Annotated in this window: 9 protein-coding genes and 1 pseudogene; 8 read left to right on the top strand and 2 right to left on the bottom strand. The window is 62.0% G+C overall.

Translation table 11 applies throughout. The annotated features are described in order from the left end of the window. Window positions 1-10 precede the first annotated feature (10 nt). The 6 genes from pyrF (at window position 11) to dacB (ending at window position 8,600) form a co-directional block, all read left to right on the top strand. Window positions 11-832 (top strand): orotidine-5'-phosphate decarboxylase, encoded by an 822-nt coding sequence (gene pyrF / locus QWZ03_RS06180; RefSeq protein ID WP_290331918.1) that lies wholly within the window; start codon window positions 11-13, stop codon window positions 830-832. After that, complete coding sequence (locus tag QWZ03_RS06175; RefSeq protein ID WP_290331917.1) at window positions 825-1,406, top strand: HD domain-containing protein; 582 nt, start codon at window positions 825-827, stop codon at window positions 1,404-1,406. The genes pyrF and QWZ03_RS06175 overlap by 8 nt, the downstream gene beginning before the upstream one ends. 80 nt (window positions 1,407-1,486) lie before the next feature. Continuing rightward, window positions 1,487-2,551, top strand: a complete 1,065-nt coding sequence (gene hemE, locus QWZ03_RS06170; protein WP_290331916.1) for a uroporphyrinogen decarboxylase — start codon at window positions 1,487-1,489, stop codon at window positions 2,549-2,551. Window positions 2,552-2,960: 409 nt separating this feature from the next. After that, a complete protein-coding gene (locus QWZ03_RS06165) occupies window positions 2,961-5,120 on the top strand; it encodes a primosomal protein N' (protein WP_290331915.1) in 2,160 nt (719 codons plus the stop codon). A 265-nt stretch (window positions 5,121-5,385) separates the two neighbouring features. Next, on the top strand, window positions 5,386-7,110 hold the full coding sequence (locus tag QWZ03_RS06160; protein WP_290331914.1) for a CAP domain-containing protein: 1,725 nt from the start codon (window positions 5,386-5,388) through the stop codon (window positions 7,108-7,110). A 2-nt stretch (window positions 7,111-7,112) separates the two neighbouring features. Further along, a complete protein-coding gene (gene dacB / locus QWZ03_RS06155) occupies window positions 7,113-8,600 on the top strand; it encodes a D-alanyl-D-alanine carboxypeptidase/D-alanyl-D-alanine endopeptidase (protein WP_290331913.1) in 1,488 nt (495 codons plus the stop codon). A 3-nt stretch (window positions 8,601-8,603) separates the two neighbouring features. Here the strand turns inward: dacB and QWZ03_RS06150 are convergent, their stop codons facing one another. After that, window positions 8,604-10,424: a DUF885 domain-containing protein gene (locus QWZ03_RS06150; protein ID WP_290331912.1), complete on the bottom strand. Its 1,821-nt coding sequence runs from the start codon at window positions 10,422-10,424 to the stop codon at window positions 8,604-8,606. A 339-nt stretch (window positions 10,425-10,763) separates the two neighbouring features. Between QWZ03_RS06150 and ubiD the strand changes: the two genes are divergently transcribed. Both ubiD and QWZ03_RS06140 read left to right on the top strand, forming a co-directional pair. Further along, window positions 10,764-12,287 carry a 4-hydroxy-3-polyprenylbenzoate decarboxylase gene (gene ubiD / locus QWZ03_RS06145; RefSeq protein WP_290331911.1) on the top strand — a complete coding sequence of 508 codons (1,524 nt, stop codon included), beginning with the start codon at window positions 10,764-10,766 and terminating at the stop codon, window positions 12,285-12,287. A gap of 155 nt (window positions 12,288-12,442) precedes the next feature. After that, a complete protein-coding gene (locus tag QWZ03_RS06140) occupies window positions 12,443-13,462 on the top strand; it encodes a DUF475 domain-containing protein (protein WP_284198086.1) in 1,020 nt (339 codons plus the stop codon). A gap of 137 nt (window positions 13,463-13,599) precedes the next feature. Here QWZ03_RS06140 and QWZ03_RS06135 read toward each other — a convergent pair. After that, window positions 13,600-13,887, bottom strand: a pseudogene (locus tag QWZ03_RS06135) (DUF3579 domain-containing protein); the annotation flags it as partial. Window positions 13,888-13,898: the final 11 nt, after the last annotated feature.

The following is a 13,898-nucleotide window of genomic DNA, read 5'->3' as shown; positions in this document are numbered from 1 at the left end:
GGAAGCACAATTGTTTCAGTATCGATTAGTGGAGCGCGGCAATGCGCTGAAGACCCGGCTTTGCCTGGGGCTGGATCCGCGCCTTACTGCCTACGACAGTGTCGAGGCCATGCGTAGCCACACCCTGGCCGTGCTGGAGGCGGTGGCGCCGTTCATTGCCTGCGTCAAACCCCAGGCGGCTTTCTATGAGGCTGCTGGCCTGCCGGGCCTGCAGTTGATGGACGAAGTCATGATGCTGGCCCGGCGCCTGGATGTGCCGGTGCTGCTGGATGCCAAGCGTGGCGATATCGGCTCGACTGCCGAAGCTTATGCCCAGGCATGGCTGGAGGGCAGGCATGCCGGTAACGCCATTACCATCAACCCCTATCTGGGTTTTGCCACCTTGCGGCCATTCGTGGCGTCGGCGCGCCAGCATGGCGGGGCGGTCTTCGTGCTGGTGCGTACGTCCAACCCCGATAGCGGAGACTTGCAGGGCTTGATGGCCGACGGCCGCAGCGTGGCCGAGTATGTTGCCCGCGAGGTGGCGCGCCTGGGCGAGGAAGAAGCCGAGGCGCTGGCCAGCGTGGGGGCGGTCGTGGGCGCTACTCATCCGGCCGAGCTGGCACGCTTTCGTGCACTGATGCCCAAAGCCACCTTGCTGTTGCCAGGCCTGGGTGCACAAGGCGCAACTGCCGCTACGCTGGCGCCGGCCTTTCTGGCGGATGGCACTGGCGCTGTGGTCAGCGCTAGCCGGGGCATACAGTATGCACAGGGCTGCGATCTGGATGCGGCCGTTGCGGCGGCTCAGGGTTTTCGGGATGAACTGAACCTGGCGGCCGGGCAACATGGATAAATTGATCGCACAGCTGGGTTTTTTGCTGGAACTGGACAAGCTCAAGGCCATATTGCGCCGTACCCGGCCGGTGGGGCTGGATCGCTATGAGAACACGGCCGAGCACAGCTGGCATGTGGCCCTGATGGCCATGCTGCTGGCCGAGCATGCCGAGCCGCCTGTGGCGGTGGAGCGAGTGGTGAAGATGCTGTTGTTGCACGATATCGTCGAAATTGATGCAGACGATACCTTTCTGTACGACGAGGCAGCCGCAGCAGGCAAGGCCGACAAGGAAGTGGCGGCGGCCGAACGCTTGTTCGGCATGCTCCCCCCCGAGCAGGCCCGCGAATTCCACGCGCTGTGGCGGGAGTACGAAGAGCGGGCAACGGCAGATGGGCGCTTTGCCTATGCCTGTGACCGCTTGTTGCCCATGCTGCAGAACTTGGCCAATGAAGGCGCCAGCTGGCAGGAGAACAGCGTGCGGTTCGAGCAGGTGATACGCAAGAACCTGCCCATCAATGATGCCGCACCAGCATTGTGGCAGTACGTGCTGCCCAAGCTGGAGGCTGCCCGCGATAAGGGCTGGCTGGGCTGAATACCATTCCCGATGCCGGCTTACCGGCATCCCGAGCAAGCGGGTACGCTCCGGCGCTACCCGGCAGTTGAGAGAACATCATGTCCGTACTCCAGAACGATACCTTCCTGCGCGCGCTGATGCGCCAACCTACCGAGCACACACCGCTATGGCTGATGCGACAGGCCGGCCGCTACCTGCCGGAGTACCGTGCCACGCGGCAGCGTGCCGGCAGTTTTCTGGATTTGTGCAAGAACACCGAACTGGCTACAGAGGTCACCCTGCAGCCACTGGAGCGCTATCCGCTCGATGCCGCCATATTGTTTTCAGACATCCTGACCGTGCCGGATGCCATGGGGCTGGGCCTGTATTTTGCCGAGGGTGAAGGCCCCAAGTTTGAGCGGCCATTGCGGGATGAGGCGGCTATTCGGGCGCTGTCGGTGCCGGATATGGCCGAATTGCAGTATGTGTTCGATGCCGTGAGCTCGATCCGCCGCGCCCTGAATGGTCGTGTGCCGCTGATAGGTTTTTCCGGCAGCCCGTTCACTCTGGCCTGCTATATGGTGGAGGGGGGCGGTTCGGACACCTTCAGCCGCATCAAGACCCTGATGTATGACCGCCCGGAACTGCTGCACCATATCCTGGCAGTGAATGCCCAGGCCGTGACGGCCTACCTGAATGCCCAGATACAGGCGGGTGCCCAGGCAGTCCAGCTGTTCGATAGCTGGGGGGGCGCGCTGGCTTATGGCAAGTATCAGGAGTTCTCGCTGGCCTATATGAAGCAGATCGTGGCTGGCTTGATACGTGAGCATGATGGCCGCCGTGTGCCGGTGATCGTGTTTACCAAGGGCGGTGGCCTGTGGCTGGAGGACATTGCCAGCACCGGTTGTGATGCCATAGGGCTGGACTGGACGGTAGACCTGGCGGACGCCCGCCGCCGGGTGGGCGACAAGGTTGCTTTGCAAGGCAACCTGGATCCGAATGCCTTGTTTGCCAAGCCTGCTGCCATAGAGGCGGAAGTGGCCAGGCTGATGGCGAGCTATGGCGAGGGGGCAGGCCATGTGTTCAACCTCGGCCACGGTATCTCGCAATTCACGCCGCCGGAACATGTGACAGCCTTGGTCGATGCCGTTCATCGCCTGTCTCGCCCGTATCATTCAAACTGAGTAAATGCACCAAATCCGTGCCAGCCTGCTGCACTGCAGCAGGCTTTTGTCAACCTCGACATCATCCATATAAAACAGCAACTTGCGTTGCAATGTTGAAGTGCTGCCACCTGAATGGTGGCTAAGTTATGCACAGAGTTGCAGCTTGGCTGAAACGCGCTTGTCAAGCACTGCATGTTCGCGCCGCAAATCGGTGCAAATTGCGTAAAGCATTGATTTTTAAGTTAATTAAATGTTGCCTATTTTTTGTGCAACATAATAAAGCGCTTGATGTATCCGGGGTTTAGCGCGTTTCCCCAAACTTGCCCACAAAGTTATCCACAGGATTTGTGGACAGGCCGAAAATCCCTGTCGCAACACGGATTTAGCGGCGTTGCGGCGTATCGAAAATAGTTTTCTTGACAGGCCTATGCCCTATCTCCGCCTTGCCCTGGATGTCCCGCTTGCCCGGCTGTTCGATTACGAACTGGCGGATGCCGATGCCTCGGCAGTGGGCAAGCGCGCAGTCGTGTCGTTTGGTCGGCGTGCCCTGGTCGGGATGGTCATCGAGGTGGCCGATAGCCCCGCTGATGCAGGCGTTGCCATCAAACCGGTGGAGGCCTTGCTGGACGATCTGCCCACCTTGCCGGCCGATATCCTGGACCTGTTGCAGTTCTGCGCCGATTACTACCAGCACCCGCTGGGACAGGTGGTGCATACGGCCCTGCCGGGCAGGTTTCGTGAGATAGCACCGTACCGGGTGGCGCCAGCCTGTGCCTACCAGGCAGTGGACGCCGAGGCCTTGCTGGACAGCCTGCCCAAGCGGGCCAGCCTGCAGCGGCGCTTGGCGGCCATGCTGGCGGAGCCCTGCAGCGAGGCACAATTGCGTGCGGAATCGGGCTCGGCATGGCGCCTGGTGCAGGCGTGGTTGGAGCAAGGCCAGCTCAGGCAGGTGGCGCTATCGCTTGCGCTACCGCAACCGGTGGCCGGCCCGGCGCTCAACCCAGGGCAGGCTGCTGCTGTTGCGGCCATCACACAATCGGCGGGGTTTGCCTGCCATTTGCTCTGCGGCATTACCGGTAGCGGCAAGACCGAGGTCTATCTGCATGCCATTGCCGAGGTGCTGCAGCGAGGACTGCAGGCACTGGTGCTGGTGCCGGAAATCAATCTGACGCCCCAGCTGGAAGGGCGCTTCCGGCAACGTTTTCCTGGCGTGGAGATAATCAGCCTGCATAGCGGTGTAGCCGATGGCGAGCGTGCGACGGGCTGGGTGCGTGCGGCACGGGGTGAGGCTGCCATCGTGCTGGGTACCCGGCTGGCGGTGTTTACCCCCCTGCCCAGGCTGGGGCTGGTGGTGGTGGACGAGGAGCATGATGCCAGCTTCAAGCAGCAGGAAGGCCTGCGCTACTCGGCCCGCGATGTGGCCGTGTACCGGGCCCGCCAAGCGCAGGTTGCCATCGTGCTGGGCTCGGCTACGCCAGCGCTGGAGAGCTGGTACAACGCCGAGGCGGGGCGCTACAAACGCCTGGCCTTGCCTCAGCGTGCCGTTGCCGGGGCGCAGCCGCCTAGCTGGCAGCTGGTGCCAACCCGGCGTCAGCATCTGGCTGATGGCTTGCACGCCCATACCCTGGGGGCGATAGAGAACCGCCTGGCGCGGGGCGAGCAAAGCCTGATTTTCCTCAATCGACGCGGCTATGCGCCTGTCATGCACTGCAGTGAATGTGGCTGGCTGGCAGCGTGTACCCGTTGCTCGGCCCGCTTGACCGTACATATGCGAGAACGGCGGCTGCGCTGCCACCATTGCGGCTGGGAAGAGCGCTTTCCACCGGCTTGCCCGGGTTGCGGCAATAGCGATATGAAGCCGCTGGGCCAGGGTACCCAGCGACTGGAGGAGCTGCTGGCCCAGCGCTTCCCGCAGGCCCGGGTGTTGCGCATAGACCGCGACAGCATGCGGCGCAAAGGCAGTTTCGAGGCGGCACTCAAGACCATACATGCGGGTGAGGTCGATATCCTGATCGGTACCCAGATGCTGGCCAAGGGGCATGACTTTCCAGCGCTGACGCTGGTGGCGGTGATTGGGGCGGATGGCGGCTTGTACTCGGCTGACTTCCGCGCCAGCGAACGGCTGTATGCCCAACTGGCCCAGGTGGCAGGGCGGGCAGGGCGGGCTGATAAACCGGGTGAGGTGCTGATACAGACGGACTTTCCAGAGCATCCGCTATACCAGGCCTTGCTGGCGGATAACTATGCGGACTTCGCCGCTACCGAGTTGGCTGAACGCAAGCTGGCCGGTTTTCCCCCCTATCTTTACCAGGCCGTGCTGAGGGCGGAGGCGGATACCCTGGCGGAAGCCATGCAGTTCCTGCAGGGGGCAGTTGCCCTGGCGCCGCTTGATGAGGCCGTTACCGTGTGGGATCCCGTTGCTGCCAGCATGATGCGGCTGGCCAATCGCGAGCGTGCACAGGTGTTGGTGCAATCGGGTTCACGCGCACGCCTGGGGGCGTTCCTGGCGGGCTGGATGCAGGCTTTGCGCGCAGAACGGTCCGCCAAGGTGAGGTGGTCACTGGATGTGGACCCGCTAGAGCTTTGAGCTAGCCGCCAGAAACCGCGCTTTCGTGGCAATGCGAGCCGTGCTCGATATTGAATTCTCCTTATATATCAAGCCTGTGCTGGGTCGAAATTTTTCGACCATGCCTCGTCTTGCTGAGAAATCGTATTTTCTGGAAGTCCCCTTGAGTCGCTATCCTGTTAGGGAGCAGGTCTGAGAGCCTGTTCACGATTTTTACCCTGGAGAAAAAATCGTGAACAAGCGCTGAAACCAGGCCTTGGCTATCTGTCGGAATGGGTACTGAACCATGCACCTGCTGAGTCTGCTGCTTTCCTTGCCGCTGGTGGCGGCACCCCAGCCCGAACCCGATGAGCCTGCGGCGGTGGTGCCCGCTGGCATGCGAGCCGGCTGGGTAGTGGATACGCAACAGCGCGAGGCGGTCCGGCTGTTTCATCGGGTCCGTTATCGTGCCACGCCACACTCGGGTTTCTGGCAGGGCAGCATAGACCGCTGTGATGCAGGCGAGACCCTGCCCCAGCATAGGCAGGCAGCCTTGGCCCGTATCAACTGGTTTCGCGCCATGGCGGGTGTTCCGGCTGATGTTGAGGAAGACCCGGCGGCGAGCCACAAGACTCAGGCCGCGGCCTTGGTGATGGCCGCCAATGGCCGTATAGCCCATGCGATAGACCCCGGTTGGCGTTGCCATTCTGATGATGCAGAGGAAGGTGCCAGGTTGTCTCTGCTGGCCCGTGGCGAGAACGGCGCGGGGGCAGTGACGGCCTTTATGCGTGACGCCGGCCTGCAGAACCAGGGGGTCAATCATCGCCGTTGGCTGCTCTACCCACAAACACGTTTCATCGGCCTGGGCGACGTGCCGGTGGCTGGGCAAGCCGATGCCGCCAGTGGCTTCACCGCTTACGATGGCCTCTATGGCAGCAACCGGCCCGCAGTGCGTGACGGTTTCGTGGCCTGGCCGCCGCCGGGGTGGGTGCCCTATGGCGTGGTTTTTCCACGCTGGTCGTTTGCTTTGCCGGGTGCAGACTTTTCCGAGGCGCGCATCCGCATGTGGCGGGGCGATGAGGAGGTGGCCGTGGCGACCGAGCCGCTGGAGGTCGAGGTGGGCGAGCCCACACTGGTCTGGCGGGCGCATGCGCTGGCCCACGATGCGGCATGGACCGATCGTGACGGCCAGTACCGGGTGAGGATAGACAGGGTGAAGCTGGCCGGTGCTTGGCAGGAATACGCTTACCAAGTGAAGTTGTTCGACCCCGAGGCAGCCCATGCCACGCTGTCCGAAGCCCGTGTTGAAGGCGCCCGGCGGATTCCCCTGGCCGGTGGCGGCTTCAGGGTATTGCCCCAGCCTGGTGCCACCGGCGCGCAATGGCGAGCCTTACAGGTACTCACGGCGGGCGTGGAGGCCGGGGCGGAGCAGGGTTACGGTCTGTTCTCCTATAGCGGGCGCAATGATTACCCGGTGCTGGATGGCAAGGTGGTTGCCAGTGGCAGGCAGGCCTACAGACTGGCCCACCAGGGTGCGGGTAACGAGACCCTCACGCTGTCGCAAGCCGTGATGCTGGGGCCGGCGCCCAGACTGCGCTTCATGAGCCGGCTGGGGGTGGCCGGGCGCGACGAGGTGGCCCTGGTGGAGGTGCTGGTGGACGACCGGGATGACTGGGAGACTGTCTATCGACAAGGCAGTGATGGCGTCCCTGCCCATGCCGAGGCGCAGTACCGTGAACGTCTGGTAGATTTGTCGGCCTATGGTTTGCGGCGTGTGCAATTGCGCTTTCGATACCAGTTTGACCAGGGGGATTTCTACACTCCCGACGACAGCCGGGTAGGCTGGTATATCGATGATATACAGCTTGGCGATGCGGGCCTGGCGCAGCAGATCACCGAGCCGCAGCGTACCCTGCAAGGTCAGTTCGAATTTGTGCCGGCGGCCAGGGGCCGCTGGTTTTTGCAGGCGCGCCCCTTGGTCTACCAGGCTGCGGGTGACTGGGGGCCGCTTTGGCAGGTACACGTGGAATAAGCATGGCGATAAGAACAAGCCTGGCGGCATGGGCCGCTGTTTTGCTTTGTAATGCATTACCGGCAAGTGCGGCCTTGCCTGAGATGGTGGCCAGCCAACTGAAGCAGGCCAAAGTGCCGGAAAACGCCATGGCGGCGGTGGTCATGCCCTTGGCAGGCGAGGGTGCGCGCCTGCTGCATCAGCCCGATACGCCCTTCAATCCTGCTTCTACCATCAAGCTGCTGAGTACCCTGGCGGCACTGGAGACCTTGGGGCCAAGCCATAGCTGGCATACCGGCCTTTACAGCAAGGGTGGCCTGGAGGGCGATACGCTCAAGGGGGATCTTTACCTGCGTGGCGGCGGCGACCCCAAGCTGACATTCGAGCGCCTTTGGCTATTGCTGCGTGAGCTGCGGGCACGTGGCGTCCGGCGGATAGAAGGCGACCTGGTGCTGGATCGCAGTTATTTTGTGTTGCCGCCAGACCTTGCTGCGAGCCAGTTCGATGAGCAGCCGGAACGCGCCTATAACGTGGGGCCGGATGCCCTACTGGCCAATTTCAGGGCGCAGCGCTTTGACATGGAGTCGGGTGCGGACAGCATGTTGGTGCGCATAGAGCCACCGCTGGCGGGCCTGGTGGCCGATAGCCGCATGAAGCTGGTGGATGGCGACTGCACCCGCTGGGCTCGTGGCTGGGCCAGACCGGATATCGAGAGGCTGGCCGATGGCCGGGTCAAGGTGACCTTGCAGGGCAGCTTTCCACGCCATTGCCGGGCCGGCCGTTACTTGAGCCTGTTTGGCACAGTGGACTTCACCAGCCGCCTGTTACGTAGCCTGTGGCAGGAGCTGGGGGGGGAGATAACCGGCACGACCCGCGAGGCAACGACGCCACAGGATGCGCGGCTGTGGGCCGAGCAGGTGTCGCCACCGCTGGCCGAGCAGTTGCGCGATATCAACAAGCTCTCCAACAACACCATGGCGCGCTCGGTGTATCTGACCATGGGGGCAGAGCAGGCCCGCGCCTTGAACTGGCCGCCTGGCATGGATAGCCAGCAGGCGGCGGAGGCGGCACTCCTTGCCTGGCTCGCCAGGCAGGGGCTGAGCATGCCGGGCTTGGTGGTGGACAACGGCGCGGGTCTGTCACGCACGGCCCGCATCAGCGCACGACAACTGGCATCGGTGCTGGCGGTGGGGCAGCGCAGCGCGTTTGCTGCCGAATACCTGGCCAGCCTGCCTATCGTGGCGCTGGATGGCACCATGCGGCGGCGTCTGGCGGGCACCCCGCTGGCGGGCAGGGCACGTATCAAGACGGGTACCCTGGATGGCGTCAAGGCCGTGGCGGGCTATGTGACCGACACGGCAGGGCAGGCCTGGCTGGTGGTTGGCATGATCAACCACCCCAGGGCGGATGAGGCGCAAGCGGCGCTGGATGCCCTGCTGGAATGGGCAGCCTGCAATGACACCTGCCCACAGGCCGGGCAGGCGTCAGCGGCAGCGCCTACTGTGCCCTAGCGATCAGGCCTTGCCGCCGCCCTGGGCTATCCAGCTGTCGACCTTGCGCTCCAGCAGTTGCAAGGGCATCCGTCCGCCGTCCAGTACCACAGCGTGAAAATCGCGGATATCGAACTTGTCACCCAGGGCCTGTTCTGCACGCTGACGCAGTTCCATCAGCTTACGCTGGCCTATCATGTAACCCAGCGCCTGTGAGGGATTGGAGAAGTAGCGATCCACTTCGCTCTCGGCAAAATCCTGGGTCAGGCCACCCTGGCGCACCATATAGTCCACTGCCTTGGTGCGCGGCCATTTATAGGCATGGATGCCGGTATCCACCACCAGCCGGGCAGCGCGGAACAGTTCGGCCTGCAGGTGGCCGTAGTGTTGGTAGGGATCCTTGTACAGCCCCATGGCATAGCCCAGTTTTTCGGCATATAGCGCCCAGCCCTCGCCGTAGGCGACATTCCAGCCACCCATGCGGCGCCACGGGTGCAGGCCTTCGATTTCGGCGGCACGGGCAATCTGCATATGGTGGCCGGGCACGGCTTCGTGCAGGAACAGGGATTCGACCCGCCAGGTCGGCTCGGTCTGGTAACCCAGGGCGTTGATGGTGAACAGGCCGCTGGTGCCCAGCACCAAGGAGCCTGCAGCGTAGTTGGCAGCCGTACTGCTGCTGGCTTCGGCGGCGGTCATGCTGCGGATGGCATAGGGGGTGCGGGGCAGGGCATGGAACAGCTTGCCCAGTTGCGGATCGACCCGTTGCGACATGGCGCGATAGGCTGCCAGCACGGCATCGGATGACTTGAAGAAATAACGTGGATCACGGCCCAGCTTGCGTACGAACTGGTCGGTGCTGCCTTTGAAGCCCGTTTGCTTGGCCACCGCGGCGATCTCCTGCCGCAGGCGTGCCACTTGTTGCTGGCCCAGGGTGTGGATTTCCGCCGCGCTCATACCCTCGGCAATCTCGCTGCGGATAAGGTGGTTGTAATAGTCCAGGCCGCCGGGCAGTGCGGCCAGACCGGCCTCGGCCGGCGCCTTGGGCCGGTATTCGGTCTGCAGATAGGTCTTGAGCTTTTGCAAGGCGGGCTGGTAGTGGCTCAGGATCAGTTGTCTGGCTTCATCGGCCAGCGCCTGCCTTTGGGCTTCCGATACGGTGGCTGGGTAGCGCTTGAAGGGGCCGAAAACCACGCTGTCATCAGGCTGGCTCACCATGTGGGCATCGATGGCCGCGACAATGCGGTCCACCACGGGGGTAGTGCGCATCCAGCCGCTGTCACGACCCAGTTCCAGCCTTGCCATGGTCTGTTCCACCAGCTTGGGAATGCCGCGTAGCCGCGCCAGGTAATCCTGATAGTCATTGGCGGAACGGAATGCGGTGAGCTGGGCCTGCCGCGGCATCATGTTCTGTATGCCGCCCAGGCTGCTCAGTACCAGGGCGTGGCGATAGGCGAAGCGCTGTGCTGCGACGGCTTGCTCCATCTTGTTACGCAGTAACTCATAGGAGAGTTTTTCCTGCCCATGCAACTGGCTGGCATCCAGTGCCTGCAGGCGGATCAGGGTACTGCGCTCATACTGCTGCTGTGTCTCCAGGGCGGTTGCCGAAAGATCGGGCAGCAGGTGGTTGTAGCCGGGTATGCCTTGCGCCGTAGCCAAATCTGGCATGGCGCGGAAAACCTTGTCCAGATCGGCATCGAGCAGCACCTTGAGTTCCTGGCTGGTACTGGGCGACGACTGCTGGGCCTGGCTGGCGGCAATGTCGCCAGCGTAAGCGGGGGGGAGGGTCATGACCAGGGCGGCCAGGAGGGTGAGGCAGGGGCGTTGCTTGCGAGCAAGGACATGCATGGCGTGGTTTCCTCAGGATTTGTTGTCGTGCCGCTGGCAAAACCCTCGGGCGTGGCTGTGCAAACCTGCCTTGCTGCATGCACGGCCGGCATTTGCCGGCCTGGCCAGAACCGCTGCGCAGTTTTGTTGGCGGCGTTTATGGTTGTGAGGCTGCTGGCCTCAATGTGCGCAGCCCTGGATGGGTCCGGCGCCTGGGCAGCATAAAGAGAAGCTTATGTAGCTTCAATCAAAGCCGCCTGTATGGGCCGAATTGTTGCGGCGACGCCGGTATAGCGGCTGCCTCGATTTATACTTGCACCTTTGCTGCCCTTTGCGGTGGCGCCTGGCTGCGGATACTCCATGAAATACCAAGATCTACGCGACTTTATTGCCCAACTGGAAGCCATGGGTGAGCTCAAGCGCATCAAGACGCCGATCTCCACCAAGCTGGAGATGACCGAGATATGCGATCGCGTGCTGCGGGCCGGTGGCCCTGCACTGTTGTTCGAGAACGTGGTGGGCCATAGCATGCCGGTGCTGGGCAATCTGTTCGGCACCCCGCGCCGTGTGGCCCTGGGCATGGGGGCGCAGGAGGTGGAAGCACTGCGTGAGATAGGCAAGCTGTTGGCCTACCTGAAAGAGCCGGAGCCACCCAAGGGCTTGAAGGATGCGTGGGAAAAATGGCCCATCCTGAAGCAGGTGCTGAATATGGCACCCAAGGTGGTACGCCGTGCCCCCTGCCAGGAGGTGGTGTGGGAGGGAGAACAGCTGGATCTGGCCCGCATACCCATACAACACTGCTGGCCGGGTGATGTGGCGCCCTTGATTACCTGGGGCCTGGTGGTCAGTCGTGGGCCGCACAAGCCACGGCAGAATCTGGGCATCTATCGACAGCAGCTGATAGGCCGGCGTCAGCTCATCATGCGCTGGCTGGCGCATCGGGGCGGGGCACTGGATTTTCGCGAGCATGCCATACGGCATCCGGGGCAGGCTTTTCCCCTTTCGGTGGTGCTGGGCTGCGATCCCGCCACCATCCTGGGTGCGGTAACACCGGTGCCGGATAGCCTGAGCGAGTATCAGTTCGCTGGCCTGCTGCGGGGTAGCAAGACCGAGCTGGTGCAATGTCTGGGCAATACCTTGCAGGTGCCAGCCAGTGCTGAGATCGTGCTGGAGGGCCATATCGCACCGGCTGAAAAAGGCTGGCAGGGGGTTAGCGAGACAGGCATAGCCATGAAGGAGATAGGGGGCTATCTGCATGCGCTGGAAGGCCCCTATGGCGATCACACCGGTTACTACAACGAGCAGGACTGGTTCCCGGTGTTTACCGTGGATCGCATCACCATGCGACCGGACCCGATCTATCACAGCACTTATACCGGCAAGCCGCCGGATGAGCCTGCCGTACTCGGTGTGGCACTGAACGAAGTGTTCGTGCCCATACTGCAGAAGCAGTTTCCCGAGATCGTGGATTTCTATCTGCCGCCAGAGGGGTGCTCTTACCGCATGGCCATCGTCAGCATCAAGAAGGCCTATCCGGGCCATGCCAAGCGCCTGATGTTCGGCGTGTGGAGCTTCTTGCGGCAGTTCATGTACACCAAGTTCATTGTGGTGGTGGACGACGACGTCAATACCCGCGACTGGAAGGAAGTTATCTGGGCCATTACCACCCGGATGGACCCGACGCGCGACACTACCCTGGTGGACAGTACGCCCATTGATTACCTGGACTTTGCCTCACCGGTATCGGGCCTGGGGTCGAAGATGGGGCTGGATGCCACCAACAAGCTGCCCGGCGAAACCAGCCGGGAGTGGGGCGTGCCCATCAGCCAGGACGCCGAGGTCAAGACGAAGGTCGATGCACTGTGGGACAATCTCGGGCTATAGGGCGCTCCCAGCAACCACGCTGTCGCCTCGCTGCGGCGTTGAGATTGTTCGCTGGCATCTTGTCTGGTTTAGCCAGCCAGGTTTCTGGAAGCCTGCAATAACCCCGGCGTGACCGGGGCCATCCCATTTCAACAAAAACCAACTGAGGCAGGCCCGTGGGCAACCTTCAATATTTCCGATCCTCTTTCATCGTCACCGGCCTGGGCTTGGCGGCGGCTTTCTATGTGGGTGGCCCCAAGGCCATGTTTATCGCGGCCATACTGTCCGTGCTGGAAGTCTCCTTGTCGTTTGACAATGCCGTGGTCAATGCCACGGTGCTCAAGGACATGGATGAAAAATGGCGCCATCGTTTCATCACCTGGGGCATGCTGATAGCCGTGTTTGGCATGCGGGTGGTGTTCCCTGTGCTGATTGTGGCGGTCATTGCCAAGCTGTCGCCTTGGGCGGCACTGCAACTGGCGGTTGGCGACCCGGACGGCTATGCGGCTACCCTGACTTCTGCCCATGTGGTGGTGGCCGGTTTTGGTGGTGCCTTCCTGATGATGGTGTTCCTGCAGTTCTTCCTGGACAAGGAAAAGGACGTGCATTGGGTGCGTCTGATCGAGGAGCCTCTGAGCAAGTTGGGCAAGATGGAGGCCGTGACCATAGCCATCTGCATGATCGTCATCTATGTGATATCGACCTACCTGCCCCAGGCTAAACAGATGGAGTTCGTGCTGGCTGCCATGGCTGGCCTGATCACCTACATCATCGTGGACGGCTTCTCTGCCTTGCTGGAGTCGGACGAAGAAGCAAACCATAACGGCACGGTGGCGCGCACCGGCCTGTCGGCCTTCCTCTACCTTGAGGTGCTGGACGCCAGCTTCAGTTTTGATGGCGTGATCGGTGCGTTTGCGCTGTCCAACAACATCTTCATCATTGCCATCGGCCTGGGTGTGGGCGCCATGTTCGTGCGTTCGCTGACCCTCTATTTCGTGGCCAAGGGCACGCTCGATCAGTTCCGTTACCTGGAGCATGGCGCGTTCTATGCCATCGGCGCCTTGGCGACCATCATGTTCGTCGGTACGGTGCACCATATCTCGGAAGTCATCACCGGTTTGATCGGTGCGGCCTTCATTGTTTTGGCGCTGTATTCGTCGATCAGGCACAACCGCCGCGTTGCGGCAGCACAATAGCAGGCCGAGCAAATCCCGGCCTGTGGCCTTCAGGCTATGAAGTCAGGAGGTTGGAGTAATTGCTCCAATTGCGGCGTAGAATGGTGCCCCTGTTGCCAGGGGCACTGAAACTAACCCAGGAACTGACTGGGGTAGTGTTCTTCCAGCAATTGGCGGCAGTCGACAACGCGCAGGTCGTTGTCTTTGGCAAAACTCATCAGAAAGCTGTACACCCGCGGGTCTATCTTCTCGAGCTGCTTGTCGATGGCGACGCAGCGTACGTTTTCCATGACCATCGGACGCACATAGGGGGCGTACGACAGCTTCTGGTCGGTACCAAAAGTCGAGAGAATACCTGACAGCCGTTCAGCCCAATCAGAGGGGCGGAACTCGCGGCCATTGCGGGTGAGGCCTTGGATGATGACTTCGTATGGGTTGCAAATCATCGCTTGTAGCT

Source organism: Chitinimonas viridis (genome assembly GCF_030409555.1).
GTDB lineage: Bacteria > Pseudomonadota > Gammaproteobacteria > Burkholderiales > Chitinimonadaceae > Chitinimonas > Chitinimonas viridis.
Note: the sequence above shows the minus strand (reverse complement) of the source record. Positions and strands in the feature narration are given on the sequence as shown.

Coding starts and splice junctions, on each gene's coding strand:
- QWZ03_RS06175 (WP_290331917.1), top strand. CDS start 825: ATGGATAAATTGATCGCACAGCTGGGTTTTTTGCTGGAACTGGACAAG.
- dacB (WP_290331913.1), top strand. CDS start 7,113: ATGGCGATAAGAACAAGCCTGGCGGCATGGGCCGCTGTTTTGCTTTGT.
- QWZ03_RS06165 (WP_290331915.1), top strand. CDS start 2,961: ATGCCCTATCTCCGCCTTGCCCTGGATGTCCCGCTTGCCCGGCTGTTC.
- QWZ03_RS06150 (WP_290331912.1), bottom strand. CDS start 10,424: ATGCATGTCCTTGCTCGCAAGCAACGCCCCTGCCTCACCCTCCTGGCC.
- QWZ03_RS06160 (WP_290331914.1), top strand. CDS start 5,386: ATGCACCTGCTGAGTCTGCTGCTTTCCTTGCCGCTGGTGGCGGCACCC.
- ubiD (WP_290331911.1), top strand. CDS start 10,764: ATGAAATACCAAGATCTACGCGACTTTATTGCCCAACTGGAAGCCATG.
- hemE (WP_290331916.1), top strand. CDS start 1,487: ATGTCCGTACTCCAGAACGATACCTTCCTGCGCGCGCTGATGCGCCAA.